This window comes from Micromonospora hortensis, from assembly GCF_022230935.1.
GTDB lineage: Bacteria > Actinomycetota > Actinomycetes > Mycobacteriales > Micromonosporaceae > Micromonospora > Micromonospora hortensis.
Genome location: NZ_JAKKFE010000012.1, coordinates 348798 through 364880 on the forward strand (window position 1 = coordinate 348798; position 16083 = coordinate 364880).

Consider the following 16083-nt stretch of genomic DNA (forward strand, 5'->3'; position numbering starts at 1 on the left):
GCGTTCGGCCTGGGGGCGGGACCGGCGTGCGGCACAGGCGCGCCGGGCCCGCCATCGGCTCACTGGTTGAGGACTTCGTTCTTGGCGCGGTCCCGCGCCTTGCTCAGCTCCGCGTCGACGCCCTTGCTGTCGGAGAGGATCGCCGAGTGCGTCTCGTTGAGGAGGTTCTGCAGGCCGGCGGTGTGCTTCGACACGGGGTTCTCCGGCTTGATGGTGTGCTTGGAGTAGGCGAACTTCGACAGGTCGTCCTGCGGTACGCCGTTCAGCCCGAACAGCGACGCGGTGACCGCGTCGGTGACCTGGGCCGGGGTGATGCCGATCCCGGCCAGCGCCTTGCCGGCCTCCGGGCCGGCCGCGTACTTCAGGAAGTCCTTGGCCGCGGCGGTCTTGGACTTGCTGATCTTCGGGTTGATCCCCAGGCCGGTCGGGTCACCGAAGGTGACAGGTGTGGCGGAGGTGCCGGTGGTGGACTTGTCGAACTGCGGCGCCGGGGCGATCCCCCACTGGAACGTGTCGGCGTCACCGCTCTGTCGCTGGTTGAGCAGCGTGGCCACGTACCAGGTGCCCATCAGCAGCATCGCCGACTGCTGCTTGCCGAACTGCGCCTGGTAGGTGAGCTTGTTGGTCTTCGCGGTGCCGAAGCTCGGCTGCGCGCCGGCCGCCTGCAGGTCGAGTGACCGCTCGTAGTACGGCTTCAGATAGCCGAAGTCCCCGGAGAGCAGGTCAGCGTTGGGGGTCTGGGCGAGCGCGAATCCCTGCACTGTCGACTGGAAGGTGTGCTGGTACGCGCCGGTCGCGTTCGAACCGGCCCCCTTCAGCCCGGTGTGCAGTCGCTTCGTCGCGTCGGTGTAGTCGTCCCAGGTCCAGCTGCCGTCCGGCGGCGCCACCTTCGCCTTCGCGAACAGGTCCTTGTTGTAGAACAGCACCCACGAGTCCTGCCGGTACGGCACCGCGTACGCCTTGCCATCGACCTGGTACGACGCGAGCGCCGGGCTCGAGCCGAGACCGGAGGTGGCGTCGGAGACGTCGAGCAGCTGACCACCGCTCTGGTACGTGTAGAAGTTCTTGAGGTTCTTCATGACGTAGACGTCCGGGGCGGTGCCGGCGGCCAGGTCCGTGATCATCTGGGTGTCGTAGTCGTTGCCTGGGGCGTACTCCTTGAGCTCCACAGTCACGTTCGGGTGGGTCGCCTTGAAGCCGTCGGCGAGCGTCTTGAACTCCGGCGTGGACGACAGGCTCCAGCCGGCCAGGCTGATCGTCACCGGGGCGTTGGGGTCGACTGGCTCGTCTCCGCCGCCGCAACCGGCGAGAACAAGCGTCAGGGCCGTCGCAGCGCTGATGACGGCCGGTATCGCTCGCTTCATCCCTTTCTCCTTCAGGTCAAGGGGCCCGGACGGGCCCGCACTGCTACCAGGACGCCTGGGTGGGCCTGGCATGCTCGGTGTCCAGACGTGTCGCCGTGCTGATCCCGTCGGGCCAGTCGACCGCCAGGTGAAGGCCGTCGGCGTCCTCGTCGACCGCGACCTGGCATGCCTGCTCGGCCGTGGCCACCGGCACCCTGGACAACTCGGTGAAGGTGGCGGCCCACGCGCCCGGCCGGACGGTGTGGTCCAGCCAGGGCACGACCAGCCCGCCGGCCAGGGGCCCGCCGTGCGCAACGGCGGTCACGCCGGCCGTTCCGCCGCCGTGCAGGCTTTCGAGCCGGCTGGTCAGGTCGGCCCCGGTCACGACCGCCACACCGCCGCCGGCGGTGGCCGTCGCATCCCCGGCGATGGCCCAGCCGCCGATCCTTAGCCTGAGCGCAGCCGCCTCGACGCCGTCGGCGAGGCCGTCGACACGGGTCAGACGTAGTTCCCAGGGGCCGCGGACCAGCGAGTACACAGTGAGGTGCCCGGCCGGTCGGGACCTGCCCACCCGGCCGCCGCCGTGATCGCGCTGACCGGGATCCGGGTCGACCCAGTGGGCGAGGGCACGTGACCCGGCCACGCCCACGCCGTCGCTGCCGACGCGAACGGTCAGCAGGCGCATGCCGGCGCGGTGGGTGACCCGGCCCGCGTCGTCGACGAGAGTGACGGACTGGTCGAGCGGACCGTCCCAGCCGCTGTCGTCGAGGACCGGGGTGGTGGCGGTGGAGTAGCCCAGTCGGGCGTAGAGCGGGGAATCTGAGACGGTGGCACCCTCGACGGCGTGGTCGGTGCCGTGGTTGACGACGCGGACGATGCCGTCGGCACGGGTGCCAGAGATCAGCCAGCCTGGCGCGTGTATCGCCCGCACCGCGTCCCGCTCCTCGACCGGCAACGGCTCCTCGGGAGCCGTCCAGATCGGATGGTCGGCGGGTAGCGCGATGCCGAGCAGGCCCTTGCTGGCCCAGTACGGCGAGCCCGGCCCGGAGTACGACTGCGCGAGTCGCGGCCACGGCCCGTGCCAGCCGAGGGTGAGCAGGCCTCGTTGATCCAGGGCGCCGTTGGCCACGAAGTGACGCACGATGCGGGTGGCCGCGCCGCGCAACCGGCCGAGGCTGACCGATGGCACACCGGCGATGGCGCCAACCCAGAACGGCGCCGCCGCGGCGAAGCGGTAGGTCAGGCTCCGCCCCTGAATCAACGGTGATCCGTCCGCGCCCACGAGCGCGACCGCGTCGCTCAGAAAGCGGTCGAGGCCGGCCACGTCCCGCTCGCGGCGCTGCTCGGCCAGGTCAGCGGCGCCGGCCATCCGCGCCCACAGCGTCGGGTAGAGGTGCAGGGCCCAGCCCACGTAGTGGTCGTAGGCACGGTCCGGCCCGTCGGACATCCAGCCGTCCCGGCGGGCGAAGCCGTCGTGCGAGCGAAGGTCCTCGGCCATCTCGTCGAGCGAGTGCGGCCCGCCCACCGAACGCAGAAACGTCTGTACGACCAGCCGGAACCAGACCCAGTTGATCCGTGGGTACGTGTCGTCGCCGACTGCCGGGCGCAGGTAGTCCACCACCCGCTGGCGCACCACGGATGGCAGTCGATCCCAGATCCACGGGCGGGTCATGTCCAGGACCAGCGCGATGGAGGCGGCCTCCACCTTGGCCTGGGGGTGCTCGTCCAAGCGCACCCAACGGTCGGCGGAGGTTGGGTCGGTGCCGGCGGTGATGCCTGCCGCGTACCGGTCCACGAGCTCGTCCACGCCCACCCCTCGGGCACCCGCGATGCGGAACCCGGCCAGCAGGAAGGTGCGGGCGAAACCCTCCAGTCCGTCGACGGCCCGCCCGTAGCCGCCCTCCGGCCCGGGGAAGGTGACGAGGGCGTGCCCGGGAGACGCGAACGGTCGGGCGGCGGCGAGGATCCGGTCGGCGAGGGCCAACCAGTCATCGCGGCTCCAGGTCGCGGCGGTAGCGACATCCGAGTCCGTCGCCGGTGCCACCCGGCCGGTCGTCCTGAACGTCATCCGTGGTCCTGTCGCATCGATCCGTCTCCGTCGACTGTGGCGAGCGGGGCGTTGCCCATGAATGTGACGTGCAGGCATCCGCAGGGTTTCCGAAGTAAAACGCTCACAAAGGAGCAAGTCAATGCCGTTCCCAAACCGATGTGAACACACTCGATCAAGAAGGCGCACAACACCGCCGTGACGCGCCAAGTGCTCTGATACGCTCACAATCGTTCATAGCCGCTCCACTACCGAAGGAGTCATGACCGACCCGGCGGAGCACGACTCCTATGCTCATCGTCGGTGGGGGAGATCAGCCGATCCGGCTCGCGATCGACGCCACCGCGTTCGGCCGGGCCGGCGAGGTCGTCCGCACCCTGCAAGAGTTTCCGCCGCACGAAGCGTTCCTCGGAGGTCCCCCATGACCAAGGACAGCCCCGTCGTCGCCACGGCGGAGGCCCCCCGAGGGCCGCTTCAGGTCGCCCGCCGCCAGCAACTGTTGGCAGCCCTGCAACGCGACGGCTCGATGCGCATCTCTGACCTGTCCCATGTGCTGGGTGCCGCGCCGGTCACCATCCGGCGCGACATCGCGGAACTCGCCGCCGAAGGGTTGGTTCGCCGGGTCCACGGTGGGGTCGCCCTGATCCTGCCGGACGACGTCCCGGCAGCCGACGAGCCACCCGCCGCTGGTCGGGACCCGCTGGTCGGGCGCGCCCTCGGCATGCTCGTGCCCTCCTTGGACTACTACTGGCCGGACGTGGCGCGCGGCGTCGAGGGGGCCGCCCGCGAGCTGGACATGCGTGTGGTTCTGCGCGGCTCCTCCTACGACAGTGAGGACGACCAGCCGCAACTGGCCCGCATGGTGGGGCGGATGGGCGTCAACGCGCTGATCATCGCGCCGAGCATGGACACACCGACCGCCGAGCGCACCGTCGAGTGGCTCGACCAGGTCGGCGTCCCGGTCGTCCTGCTGGAACGCACCGCCACGGTAGGCAGCCACCACGCTGTCATGGAGTCGGTGGTCACCGACCACGCGCTCGGTGCGGCCATGGCGGTACGCCACCTCACCTCGCTCGGACACCGCAAGGTCGGCCTGGTGCTCGACGCCAACAGCCCCACCAGCCAGCACGTACGGCGCGGCTGGCTCGACGCCACCTCCGAGTGCGGCCTCGACTCGGACGCGACGGTCGTGGCTGTGGTGCCCGACGCGCGGTCGCCCGAGCGGGACAGCGTGCTCAACGGCATCCTCGACCAGTGCCAGGCGACCGGGACGACGGCGCTGCTGGTGCACGCCGACGCCGAGGCGATCGCGCTGGTGCAGCACTGCGAGGAACGGCACCTGTCCGTACCCGGCGACCTCTCGATAGTGGCGTACGACGACGAGGTCGCCGGGCTCTTCAGCCCGCCGCTGACAGCGGTCCGACCGCCGCGACGCTCGATCGGACGAGCCGCCGTGCGTCTCGTCGCCGACCGGCTCGCCGACCCCGACCGCCCCACCCACCGGGTCGTCATCAGCCCGTCGCTGCGGATCCGGGAGTCGACCGCGCCGCCACCCGCGTAGGCGGCCTTTGCCGTGCCGAGACGTTCGCCGATCACGGACCAGCCGGGCGGCGGCCGCCGACCTCCAGGTCAGACGTAGTCCCGCCGCCATCCTGCCGGCGAGCGCGCATCCACCGGATGCGGCTACGTGAGCGCGTCGCTACCATGGGTCAGCAACCCAGAGGGAAGGGGTCGTGCCCGCGTGCGAAGTCCCGTCAGCGGAACCGCGTCGGCGTCTGCGCCGGACCGGTCCGCGCCGCTTGCGGCCGGCCGGTTGCGCAGGCTCGCCCGGCGGTTGGCGCTGATCGCGGCCGCCGTCGGGGCCGGTTTCGTCGTGGCCACCCTGTTTCAGGGGCCGGCCGCCGCCGACGGGATGCGTAGCGGGTCCGGCGACGAGCCCCATCGCAGGATCGGCGGTCTGGTCGGGTCGGTCGCGCGGCTGACTGTCGCCGAGCGCCCCAACCAGGACCGTCAACGGGCCCCGGCCGCCGACGACCGCCGCCAGGACAGGCCCCGTGCCCCGCTGGCAGTACCCACCGACTCGGTGGCCGCCCCCCGCGAGGATCCCCCCTCGACGGAGCCCCGACGGTCGGCGGGTGCGTCGAGGCTCGGCGCACCCGTCTCAGCCGGCACGCCGGAGCGCGAAAGACTCCGACCGGCCTCCATGACCCGCGCCGCTCATCGTTCGGCTCACCGGGTGGACCTGTCGCGGCCGGCCGCCGATCCGCCGCGACGGCCGACCACCGCCACCCCCGATCCGTCGGCGGTGCGGACGGCGCCCGGTCCGCCCGTGGTCGGCTTGGTCACCGCTCCCCTGCCGTACGTCGTCGACATCGTGCGCACGGTGCCGATCAGGCCCGTCGTCATGGCGCTCCTCCGTGTCGTCGATGCCGTTCTACCGCCGGTTCCCGGCCCGGTGATCGTTCCGGCGGCGACACCCGCACTGCCCGTTCCCCCGGTGCTCGGGCCAGCCGCCCCGCCGGTGACCCAGCCGGCTCCCGTACTGACAGCTCCGACGTCACCGGTGGTTCCGGCAGTGGCATCCGTACGCGCCACGGCGCCGCCGACCCCGGCCGCGCCACCGCCGAATTCCGCCGACGGCCCCGCGCGTGCCGCGGCCCCGACGGGGCACCTCGCCGCACGCCCGGTACCGGTGGCCGCGAGGGGTGTGTTTCCTGGCCAGCCCGTCGCACCCACCGACCAGGACGCCGTTCGTGTCGACAATGGACCGACTCCCGGGTCAGGGCTGGTCCGACCGCTGGACCGGCAGTCGCACCTCGGCGCCGGGCCACGCTGCGATCTCGTGCCACCTCTGGTCGAGAGCCGAACCCCGTCTGCGATCGCCCGCCCAGGCTGAGGCGGGTCGACCGACCCCGGTGGCTGGCCCGAGCGGCCAGCCTGTTCACCCGCTGGTCGGTCGATCAGTGCCCGCGCCCGTCCGCCGCGACGGTGCCGCGGGCCGATGCCCACCCGTCTGTAGCGCACGATCGCCCTGACCAACCCGTGGATGCTCCGGGATCGGTGGCCGTCGTGACGCGTACCGGAGATCGGAGAAAACGTGGTGATCCACGTTGTCGTCGCCGAGGACATGGGTTTGCTGCGCGGGGCGCTCTGCGCCGCGCTGTCACGCGAGGAGGACATGGAGGTGGTCGCCGACGTCGAGGGTGTCGGTGAGCTGTTGACTGTGGTCCGGCGGTGCCGACCGCAGGTGGTGGTGCTGGCACTGACACCGGAGCTGCCCGACCCGGTGGCGGTGGTCGCCCGGATCGACGTCGAGGCGCCGCACGCCGCCGTGCTGGCGATGAGCCCTCGGTGGAGCCCGGCACTGGTGGAGGCGGCGCTGGCAGCCGGCGCGCGCGGCCTTCTCGGGAAGGACAGCTCGCTGGCCGAGTTGGTGCGGGCGATCCGCGCGCTCGCGGCCGGGGAGCGGGCGATCGACCCGGCTGCGGCGATCGCGGTGCTGAGCCCTCCGGAGACGCCGTTGACGCCTCGGGAGATGGACGTGCTGCGGATGGCGGCCGAGGGCCTACCCCTGAAGGAGATCGCCGTACGCCTCTACCTGGCACACGGGACGGTGCGCAATCACCTGTCGGTGATTCTGCGCAAGACCGGGGCCCGCAACCGACTGGAGGCGGTGTCGCGCGCGCGGCGTAACGGCTGGCTGTGACAGTTCGGGGGCGGGTCCGGAGTTTCCGGGCCCGCCCCGTCGCCGTGCGGCCCCACCGGTTGCGTGTTTGAATGTTGACGTTGTGTGATCGCCATCGCAGTGCGGGAAGGTTCATCGTGATCCGTACCCTGCTCGCCTTGGACGGTGCCCTGGTCCTGGGCGCGCTGTCGTTGGTCCTCGCCGCCGAGGACGACATCCGTGTCGTGGCGGAGGTGGATCGCGGCGACGCGGTCTCCGCGGCCGTCCGCGCCCAACGCCCCGACGTGGTGGTGGCCGACCTCGACTTCGTCGAGGGAGTCGATCCCGACCGTCTCGACCGGTGTCCCGTCCTGGTGTTGGCCCACCCACGTCGGGCCCGGCGGCTGCGAGGCATGGTGTGCCCGACGAGGGCTGTCGGCATCCTGCGCAGTGACGCCGCGCCCCAACGGGTCATCGACGGGATCCGGCGGCTCGCCCGCCGGGAGCCCGTGCTCGACGCGGATCTCGTCGTCGCGGCGCTGCGCTCGGACGGCCCACTGACCAGCCGTGAGACGGAGGTGTTGCGGCTGACGGCCGCGGGCGCGCCGGTCGCGGAGGTGGCGGTGTCGCTCGGGCTCACCCGTGGGACCGTCCGCAACCATCTCGGTCGGATCGCCCGCAAGGTCGGCGCGCGTACCCGGGTGGAGGCAGTGCGGATGGCCGGCGAGGCGGGCTGGATCTGACCGGATGCGCGGGGTTCAGCCCTGCCGCGCCGGCGCCGCCGGGGACTGCGCCGCCGAGTCGTCCCAGCAGCCGACGAGCACCCCGTAGGTGGCCGAGCGGGCCATCAACTGGTCGTGGGTCCCCACCACGGGCTCGTCGCCGTCGAGGACCAGCACCCGTCCGGCCCGCAGCGCGGAACTGATCCGGTGCGCGATCACCACGAGGGTGCCGGGCCGCCGGGCGAAGGCCGTCTCGACCGTCGCTTCCAACACCGGGTCCAGGTGGCAGGTCGCCTCGTCGAGGACCACCAGCGGAGCGGGTGCCAGCCAGGCCCGGACCGCCGCGATGAGCTGCCGCTCGCCGGCGGAGAGCAGGGCCGGTGCGACAGGCGCCCCCAGGCCGCCCAGGCGGGTCGCCAGGGGACGCGCGCCGAGCGCGTCGAGGGCGCCCTCCAGTGTGTGATCGTCGGCGTCCGGCCGGAGGTAGCGGAGGTTGTCGGCCAGGCTGGCGGTGAAGACGTACGCCTCCTGGGGGACCAGCACTCGCATCCGGGCGAGAACGGCCGGCTCGATCTCGGCGACCCTCGTGCCGGCCAGGTGGACGGTGCCTGCCTGCGGGGGCACCACACCAGCCATCAGGGCGGCCAGTGTGGATTTGCCCGCACCGCTCGGGCCCACCACGGCGAGATGGTCCCGGTCGGCCAGTGTCAGCGAGAAGTTCCGCAGGACGGGCCGGGCGCGCGGGCCGTACCCGAAGGTCACTCCCCGGACCTCGAGGGCTGGCGGGCGACCGGCAGGACCGACGGGTGGTCCGGGGCGGGGCATCCGGGCGGCGAGGGCCGGTGGGCGCTGGTCGTCGGAGCCCGGATAGGCGCGCAGGATGTTCTCCAGGGTGACGGCGTAGCGGAGCCCGCCGCCGCCGAGGCCCTGCACCAGTGTGTGCAGGGCGGGTTGCAGCCCGGTGGAGACGTAGATCAGCGCGCCCAGCACCGCGCCGGCCGTGAGACCACGCTCGACCAACCACGGGGCGGTCACCATCAGCAGCAGCAGTGGCAGCCAGCCGCCGATACCGAGGCTGAGGCTGCGGATCGCCGCCATCCGGGCGAGCATACGTTCGGCGGCCGCCTGCGCCGACACCCAGCCGGCCACCTCCTCCGACACGCGGGTCTGGGCGCCGCAGGCCAGCACGTCGCGATGACCGGCCAGCGCTGTCGCCGCCGACTGGCCGAGCTGCTCACCGGCCCGGACGTAGGCGCGCTGGTGCGTGACCATCGCCGGCAGCGCGGCGAGGAACACGACCAGGCCGGCGACCAGCGGAGCGACCGCCAGCGCCGCCACCACCGGCGCGAGGGCGAGCAGGCCGAGCACTGCCGCGCCAGCGGAGAAGAGGAAACCGCGGGTCACCATCAGCAGACCGGCGAAGGTGTCGCGGACGATCTCCATCTGATGGGTCAACCGGGTAACGGCGGCGCTGTCCGGACGGCCACCCGCCCTGGTGGCGTCACGTAGCGCGCCCCGGATCACCTGGGCGGCCACCTCGTCGCGGAACGGCTCGACCACGGCGCCGAGGCTCCGGTACGTCCGACCGGTGGCCGCCGCGCCGACCAGTACGGCCACGGCGAGGACCCCCAACCAGGCCAGGCCGTTGAGCAGACGTCCGGCCAGGAAGCCCTCGTCGACGGCGCGGGCGACCAGGTAGCCGGCGAGCAGCGCGGGCAGCGACTCGACGAGCGACCAACCGCCGAGCCCGGCGAGTTCTCGCCGCCGGGCCCGCAGCGCCCGCCAGGTCACCCGGCGTACGCCGGGACCGTTCACGACCCACCGCCGGCCGGCTGGAAGACGGCACGGTAGTCCGGGTCGGCCCATAGTTGCCGGTGCGGTGCCAGGTCGCGCAGCCGACCGCCGTCCAGCCAGGCGACGAGGTCGGCCGCCGCGGCCGCCGCGGTCCGGTGGGTGACCACCAGTCGGGTACGCCCCCCGGCGCGCCTGAGAACCGCCTCGGTGATCCGGTGTTCGGTAGCGGTGTCGAGGCTGGACGTCGCGTCGTCCAGGATGAGCAGCCGTTCGGCGGCGAACGCGCGGGCCAGGCCGAGACGTTGGGTCTCGCCCCCGGACAGCGGTGTGTCCACCAGCGGGGTGCGGTAACCGCCGGGCAGACGCTCGATCACGTCGGCGACCGCCGCCATCCGGGCCGCCCGCAGAACCGCCGGTGTGGCCGGGCTCCGATCGGCCGGCGGCGCCGCCGAGTCGACCGGCAGCGCCAAGCCGATCGCGTCGTGGACTGTCGCGCCGATCAGCACCGGCCGGTCGAAGGCGTAGCCGACGGCCCGGCGCAGCGCCGTCGGGTCGAGGTCCCGCAGCGGCACCCCGTCCAGTCGCACCTCGCCGCCGTCGGGGTCGTACAGCCGTCCCGCCACGGCCGCCAGGGTCGACTTGCCGGCACCGGACGCTCCGACGACGGCCACTGTCGCGCCGGCCGGCACGTCCAGGTCGACGCCGTCCAGGATGGGCCGGCCGTCGTCGGCATGCACGCACACCCCGCGCAGTCGCAGGGCGCCGCCGCCGGGTGGAAGGGACCGGTCGCCCGCCGACGTGGCGGGCTGCGTCAGCAGCTCGGCGACCCGGTGTGCTCCCGCGCGGCTGCGGACCAGGTGGTTCAGTGTGGCGAGCACTGCGCCGAGCCCGGCGCCGATGGCCGCGTACCGGACCGCGGCGACCAGTTCACCCGGCGTGAGCCAGCCTGCGGTCAGGGCGTACCCGCCGACCGCGATGACGCTCAGGTTCAGCAGCGGCGCCACGGCCGAGGTGCGCGCACTCGCCCGGGCCAGCAGTCCCCAGGTGCGCCGGCCGTGCCGGTCCAGCTCCGGTAGGGCCGCCAGCACCCGGGCCTCCTCGCGGCGGGTGGTGCCGGCGGCGGCGATGGTCCGGGCGCCGGTGAGCGACTCCAGCAGTCGGCCGGCGATGGCGCCGAGCACCCGTTGGTACCCGGCGGTCGCGGTCGAGGCGTCGGCCACGAAGGCGCGCATGAGGACGGCGAGCAGGCCGAGACCGGCGAGCAGCGTAACCCCGAGGACCGGTTCCATGATGGTGAGCGCGACGACGCTGCCGAGCGGCGGAAGCACCGCCACGATGGCCAGGACCACGGCGTTGCCGGCCTGTCCCGCGTCGGCGGCCTGGCCGACCAGCCGGCCGACGAGGTCACCGACCGGATGCCGGCGGGTGGCGCGGACGTCCAGGGCGAACAGGTGACGCAGTAGCCGCCGACGCAGCCCGGCGGTGGCACGCGCCGCGCCGAACCCACTGGCCAGGTCCGTCAGGGTGTCGACGCCGATGAGGACGACGACCAGGGCGCCGGCGGACACCGCCCACCAGCCGGAGCCGCCGGCGAGGGCGGCGTCGACGGCGCGGCCCAGGGCCGCGGGGAGCAACAGTTCGGCGGCCGCGCCGAGCAGCGCGACCGCCGCGAGTCCGGCGGTCCAGCCGCCGCCCGCCAGGACCGTCTGCCGTAGCAGCCTGTCCCCCACGGCGAACGTCGGCATCGGTCCTCCCGTTGGTACGCGGGTGCCCTGGGTGGGCACGTCTACCCACCCAGGGCCCCACGTGTGATGGATCAGTTGCAGGTCGTGACGGAGAGCGAGCTGTCGCCGCAGAGCAGCAGGCTCGCCCGGCTGCCGCCACCGGTGCGGTCGGCCGGAGCCATCTCCAGGCCCTGGAGGTCCAGAAGTGCCATGTCGTTCACCTCCCTTCCTTCCGTTCGCCGATCAGGTCGCCCCCGCTGTCGCGGGGGAGTCTGTTCGCGCCCGGCAGGGGCGCGAGGAAGGGCAGCGCCGGCGGCTGGTCGTGCTCCGCGCTGGCCAGCGCGTACAGCACGCCGGCGGTGCCGGTGCCGAAGTCCATGGAGAGCCGCAGCAACTGCTCACCGGGGAAGGCGGTCCCCTCCCGGTACGGCAGCGCGTGCCAGGCCAGCCGATCCACCTGCGCGCGGAGTTCACGACGGTCGGCGTCGTCGGTCGAGGCGGCGAGGTAGGCGATGATGCCGGCCCGGCCGGCGAAGAGCCCGGACTGTGCGTAGAACGGTGACCGGGCGGCACGGCGTACCCCCGCGCTCGCCTCGGCGAACCGGTCGTCGGCCCGGTGGCGCAGGTACTCATCGAGGACCAGCCCGATCCCGACACTGCCGTGCGCCAGGTAGGGCATGGTGCGCCAGCCCTCATTGACCTCCAGCGCACCGTCCGGGCGTAGCACACACCGGCGCAGATCCTGGCGCAGCGCCGTGGCGGCGTGCCCCAGCAGCTCGTCGTCGCCGCTGAGCTCGTAGAGCCGCACCAGCATCAGCGCCGGTCCGGTCCGGCCGCGCAACAGCCCTGCGTACGGGTTACGTCCGCCGCTGACGTCCGGGCCCGGGTCGTCGGCCAACTGGCCGATCACCCGCTCGGCGGCCCGCCACGCGGCGTCGCGCAACGACACCTCCCCGGTACGCGCGGCCATCTCGGCCAGGTTGAGCGCGATCCCGGACAGTCCGCTGGCCAGGCTGTGGTCGAGCCCGTCCAGAGGTTCCCGCAGGCAGATGTCGAGAACGTCCAGCGCGTCCTGCCGGCGTCCGAGGTGGACGAGCGCGTACGCGACGCCGTGCAGCCCGTCGTAGAAGCCGCAGCGGGTGCCGGACGGGGGCGCTGTCGCCCGCCGCACCAACCAGTCTTCGTGCTCGGGCCACCGTCCGGCACCGCTCCTGTCGAGCGCGTACAGCACTCCCGCCGCCCCGTGGGCGAGGTTGAGGCCGCCGCTGCGGAACTGCTCGATGTCACCGGGGAAGAGCCGGTCGTCGCGCTCGGGGGTGGCGCTGGCCACGATCGCCGTCGTCAGCCGGTCCCGCATGGTGCGCCAGTCGTCGGCGTCGAGATCCCCTCGCGGTTCGGCGGTGAGGCGCGGCTCACCGGTGATTTCCTCGACCGCCGGGTCGAGGAAGGACCTCGGCACCGGGAAGTTCGCGGCGATGATGTCGGCCAGGTGGGTCACCTTCGCCGGGGCGAGCCGGACCAGCTGGGTCAGTGGCAGGAACAGCGCCAACCGCAGGCACGCCAGGGCGTACCGGTCGACAGCCGGCCCGCTGCGGTCCCTCGGTGCCGCGAAGCCCTGGTTACGCAGCCCGGGTCGGCGGTGCCCGGCGATCGGGGCGGCCACCTCGAAGTCGACAAGGGCCACCCGGTCGTCCGGCCGGATCATGATGTTGAACAGGTGCAGGTCCCCGTAGACCAGGCCGCGCTCGTGGATCGCCGCTACGACGGCTTCGACCTGCTCGTAGGTCTGGCGGGCCCACCGGGTGTACGCCGCCCGATCGCCGTCGGTCGCGTCGGCGTCGATCAGCGGGTACCTGTCGACAAGCACCTTGTTCAGCGGTCGGCCCTCGATGAACTCCAGCGCGAGGAACCGGTGCTCGCCGAGGGCGAACTCGTCGTGCACCCGAGGCACCTGGGGCAGGTCGGCGAGTTGCCGCAGGGCCTGCGCCTCGCGGGCCAGCCGGGCGACGGCGTCGGTGCCGTCGGCGTCCAGGCCGGCGTGCGGTCGGGCCTCCTTCAGCACCACAGCGGTGTCGGTACGCAGGTCCCTGCCCACGTACAGGCCGCCGCCGTTCGAGAAGTGGATCACCCGCTCGATCCGGTACGGCACCTGGTCCGTGCTGGTGCCGCTGCGGGCGGCCAGGTGCGGGCCGAGGAAGTCGGGCACTGTGACCCAGGACGGTACGTGAAAGACGGGCTCCCGCCGGTCCGGCACCAGCGTGCCGGAGTCGTCCTCGATCGCCGGCACCACCTGGCCGTCGGGCGAGTGGCAGTAGCGGGCGGCGAAACCGCCGTAGCGCACGTGCACCGGGCCGGCGCCGTAGCGGAGGTCACTGAGGATGTACGGCCCGGTCTCGCCGGTGAGCAGTTCGTCGAGTTCCTTGCAGGCCAGCTCCAGCTCCGCGTCGTCGCACGGATAGACGGTGATGAACTTGCCGCTGGCGGCCCGGGCGGCGTACTTGGAATTGCGCAGCAGCAGCGTGCGCGGCCCGCGCAGGAACTTGAAGGACAGGCCGCGGGGGACGCAGTAGTTCCAGACCGCGTCCAGCACCCGTTCGGCGTTCGCCAGACCCGCCGACACATGAATCTTCCAGCCCTGCTGCGGCAGCGAGCCGCCGTCGGGCGCGTAGATCAGCCAGTCGTCGAGCGGCTCGCGGCGCCAGCCGTTCGGCGTCGGCCGTTCGGCGGCCGGGAAGACGGGCTGTGCGACGGCGCTGCCGAGCGAGTCGTAGAACAGCGGATCCGCGGCGCAGTAGCTGTCGTAGCGTTCGTCCACCGTCTCGCCGCCCCTCGAACTCGGCCGGCTGGTGTTCCGGCGTTGAATCGAGTCTCATCGACGGGACGAGTGGGCTCCAGTGCGCTTAGTCACGACGTTCGATGCGGGGTGCACAGGTACTCATGACATTAGTCAGGTCCGCGCGCCGTAGACGGCGGCGCCCATGGGCTTGTCGACGTCGAGGTCCGTTACCGCGGCGACCCGGGCGATCATCATGTACTGCCCGATCACCATCAGGAGTTCGACCACCTCGCGCGGGGAGAGCAGCCCGGTGAGTGCGGCGGTGGTGTCGTCGGGCGGGCGGACGTCGCGGACGACCTCGGTGGTGAAACGCAGGACGATCCGCTGGTCTGCGGTGAAACAGTCGTCCCCGATCTCGTTGCGCCCGAGCGCGTGGATCATCTCGTCCGTGGCGCCGGCGGAGCGGGCGATGGGCTCGTGCTGAGCCCACTCGTATGTGACGTCGCTCAACTGGGCGACTCGCAGGATCGCGATCTCGCGGAGCAGTGGGTCGAGGGCAAGGTCCTTGAGCAGCGTGCCGCCCCAGCGCATCCAGTCCGGAAACGCGGTCTCGGCGTGGGCCATGACGCGGAAGAAGCTCAGGGGACGCGCGGCCTGCAAAGCGTCGCGGACCGGTGGCGGGGCCTCGGCCGGGTTCACATATGGCAGGCGACTCATGGTTCCCCTTAGAAGCGGCAAATCGGTTGTCACGGACCATATCCGATCCTGGTTGCGCTCGCGGCGGATCCCGTTCGGGGAGACCGGCGGCGGTGTGCCGATGAGCATTCGTGCGCGACGAAGGCGCGGGTGACCTGGGCAAATCCACGCTGATGCTCGTCGATGTTGCCAGAGCCGGCCCAGACGTGTTGGAATGGCTGATATCGCCGCAGCGCGGGGGCAACCGCGCTGGGAACGGCCAGCACGGGAGCATCGCAGCGCCGGCAGCGCGCCGCCTTGGCGGGCGCTCGCCTGGCGGATCGCCGGGCCATCTCTACGACGGCGGGGCACCTTGCCGGGCAATCATCCTCGCCCGCCGTCGGTAACCCCCGGCACGTGTCCCCCAACGGCTGACGCGCTCGACGCCCGACCCGACGGGGAGCGTCCGATTCGGCCTGCCAGCACCAGCACCGGCGACGAGGTGAGAAGCAATCATGATTTCCCGAGAGAACTTCGCGGGTTGGTACCGAAACCGCTTCGTGTGGGTGGCGGTGATCCTGCTGGTGGTATCGGCCGGCGCGGTCGTACTGGTCAACCGGGCCGATTCGGAGGCGAAGCCGGCGGATCTGCAGTCGCAGATCATCGCCCGGATGCGTACCACGCTCGAACAGGCGGACCCGGGGCAGCACAACCACGCCGGACACGGCGCCCAGCAGGCGGCCACCACGGAGAAGCCGGCGGTGATCTGCGGGGTCCGCGTCTACGGCTACGAGCCGACCGAGGCCGCCGCGCTCGCCGACGTGCAGACGGTCTACGGCTTCCACCTCTGCGGGGTCGCCGAACAGAAGCGCCCCTGGGATGTGGCTGTCAAACTGGCCGGCCCCGTGATCATGGACATGTCCACCCAGCCTCCGGGCATCCAGGTGGTCGAGGCGACCGCCGAGGTCATGTTCACCGACCGGGTGCGGCAGATGCTCCCGCCCAAGTACGCGGATCTGGCGCTCAAGGAGGCGCTGTCCGAGTCGGAGATGGCCGACCAGCGCCGCCGATACGACGCCGCAGCCGGCCTGTGACCCCGCCAGGCGAACGGTGGCGCGGGCGTTACCCGCACCCGGATCCGAACCGGGCGGCTGCGGACACCCCGGTCAGCTCGATCCACATCCGACCATAGATAGATAACGGTTGATATTTAAGTCGTGAGATGCAACAGTTGGCTTGGGAGCGTTCCCATACCGATAAGTAGTCCCGAAGAGCGGAGGATGAACAGTGCGTTCACTCAAGTCCGATCGATCCGGCGGACGATCCCGGTCACCAGTC

12 protein-coding genes are annotated in these 16083 nt (G+C 72.2%); 4 read left to right on the forward strand and 8 right to left on the reverse strand.

What is annotated here, in order from left to right:
- Positions 1 to 59: 59 nt before the first annotated feature.
- Both NIE111_RS10175 and NIE111_RS10180 read right to left on the reverse strand, forming a co-directional pair.
- A complete protein-coding gene (locus NIE111_RS10175; RefSeq protein ID WP_238684140.1) occupies positions 60 to 1364 on the reverse strand; it encodes an ABC transporter substrate-binding protein in 1305 nt (434 codons plus the stop codon).
- A gap of 43 nt (positions 1365 to 1407) precedes the next feature.
- Positions 1408 to 3411 carry a DUF2264 domain-containing protein gene (locus tag NIE111_RS10180; RefSeq protein ID WP_238684141.1) on the reverse strand — a complete coding sequence of 668 codons (2004 nt, stop codon included), beginning with the start codon at positions 3409 to 3411 and terminating at the stop codon, positions 1408 to 1410.
- A 400-nt stretch (positions 3412 to 3811) separates the two neighbouring features.
- Here NIE111_RS10180 and NIE111_RS10185 point away from each other — a divergent pair, with 400 nt between their 5' ends.
- Complete coding sequence (locus tag NIE111_RS10185; protein WP_238684142.1) at positions 3812 to 4951, forward strand: substrate-binding domain-containing protein; 1140 nt, start codon at positions 3812 to 3814, stop codon at positions 4949 to 4951.
- A 668-nt stretch (positions 4952 to 5619) separates the two neighbouring features.
- Here the strand turns inward: NIE111_RS10185 and NIE111_RS10190 are convergent.
- On the reverse strand, positions 5620 to 5796 hold the full coding sequence (locus tag NIE111_RS10190; protein ID WP_238684143.1) for a hypothetical protein: 177 nt from the start codon (positions 5794 to 5796) through the stop codon (positions 5620 to 5622).
- A 691-nt stretch (positions 5797 to 6487) separates the two neighbouring features.
- Here NIE111_RS10190 and NIE111_RS32225 point away from each other — a divergent pair.
- Together NIE111_RS32225 and NIE111_RS10200 are read left to right on the forward strand one after the other, a co-directional pair.
- Positions 6488 to 7096: a response regulator transcription factor gene (locus NIE111_RS32225; protein ID WP_238684144.1), complete on the forward strand. Its 609-nt coding sequence runs from the start codon at positions 6488 to 6490 to the stop codon at positions 7094 to 7096.
- Positions 7097 to 7212: 116 nt separating this feature from the next.
- Positions 7213 to 7797, forward strand: a complete 585-nt coding sequence (locus tag NIE111_RS10200; protein WP_238684145.1) for a response regulator transcription factor — start codon at positions 7213 to 7215, stop codon at positions 7795 to 7797.
- 15 nt (positions 7798 to 7812) lie between these two features.
- On the opposite strand, the gene NIE111_RS10205 is transcribed toward NIE111_RS10200, so the two are convergent.
- The 5 genes from NIE111_RS10205 to NIE111_RS10225 all read right to left on the reverse strand — a co-directional run bounded on the left by NIE111_RS10205 (position 7813) and on the right by NIE111_RS10225 (position 14787).
- Positions 7813 to 9591, reverse strand: coding sequence for an ATP-binding cassette domain-containing protein (locus NIE111_RS10205; protein WP_238684146.1), 1779 nt, complete (start codon positions 9589 to 9591; stop codon positions 7813 to 7815).
- A complete protein-coding gene (locus NIE111_RS10210) occupies positions 9588 to 11315 on the reverse strand; it encodes an ABC transporter ATP-binding protein (RefSeq protein ID WP_238684147.1) in 1728 nt (575 codons plus the stop codon). The genes NIE111_RS10205 and NIE111_RS10210 overlap by 4 nt, the downstream gene beginning before the upstream one ends.
- Positions 11316 to 11386: 71 nt before the next feature.
- A complete protein-coding gene (locus NIE111_RS10215) occupies positions 11387 to 11506 on the reverse strand; it encodes a SapB/AmfS family lanthipeptide (RefSeq protein WP_013734295.1) in 120 nt (39 codons plus the stop codon).
- A gap of 5 nt (positions 11507 to 11511) precedes the next feature.
- On the reverse strand, positions 11512 to 14109 hold the full coding sequence (gene lanKC, locus NIE111_RS10220) for a class III lanthionine synthetase LanKC (RefSeq protein WP_238684148.1): 2598 nt from the start codon (positions 14107 to 14109) through the stop codon (positions 11512 to 11514).
- 132 nt (positions 14110 to 14241) lie between these two features.
- Positions 14242 to 14787: a carboxymuconolactone decarboxylase family protein gene (locus NIE111_RS10225; RefSeq protein WP_238684149.1), complete on the reverse strand. Its 546-nt coding sequence runs from the start codon at positions 14785 to 14787 to the stop codon at positions 14242 to 14244.
- Positions 14788 to 15260: 473 nt separating this feature from the next.
- Between NIE111_RS10225 and NIE111_RS10230 the strand changes: the two genes are divergently transcribed.
- On the forward strand, positions 15261 to 15839 hold the full coding sequence (locus NIE111_RS10230) for a hypothetical protein (protein WP_238684150.1): 579 nt from the start codon (positions 15261 to 15263) through the stop codon (positions 15837 to 15839).
- Positions 15840 to 16083 lie beyond the last annotated feature (244 nt).

What these genes read in the sequence shown, in the direction of transcription:
- NIE111_RS10175 (WP_238684140.1), bottom strand. Translation starts at nt 1,364, where the DNA reads ATGAAGCGAGCGATACCGGCCGTCATCAGCGCTGCGACGGCCCTGACG.
- NIE111_RS10180 (WP_238684141.1), bottom strand. Translation starts at nt 3,411, where the DNA reads ATGACGTTCAGGACGACCGGCCGGGTGGCACCGGCGACGGACTCGGAT.
- NIE111_RS10185 (WP_238684142.1), top strand. Translation starts at nt 3,812, where the DNA reads ATGACCAAGGACAGCCCCGTCGTCGCCACGGCGGAGGCCCCCCGAGGG.
- NIE111_RS10190 (WP_238684143.1), bottom strand. Translation starts at nt 5,796, where the DNA reads ATGACGACGGGCCTGATCGGCACCGTGCGCACGATGTCGACGACGTAC.
- NIE111_RS10210 (WP_238684147.1), bottom strand. Translation starts at nt 11,315, where the DNA reads ATGCCGACGTTCGCCGTGGGGGACAGGCTGCTACGGCAGACGGTCCTG.
- NIE111_RS10215 (WP_013734295.1), bottom strand. Translation starts at nt 11,506, where the DNA reads ATGGCACTTCTGGACCTCCAGGGCCTGGAGATGGCTCCGGCCGACCGC.
- NIE111_RS10225 (WP_238684149.1), bottom strand. Translation starts at nt 14,787, where the DNA reads ATGAGTCGCCTGCCATATGTGAACCCGGCCGAGGCCCCGCCACCGGTC.
- NIE111_RS10230 (WP_238684150.1), top strand. Translation starts at nt 15,261, where the DNA reads ATGATTTCCCGAGAGAACTTCGCGGGTTGGTACCGAAACCGCTTCGTG.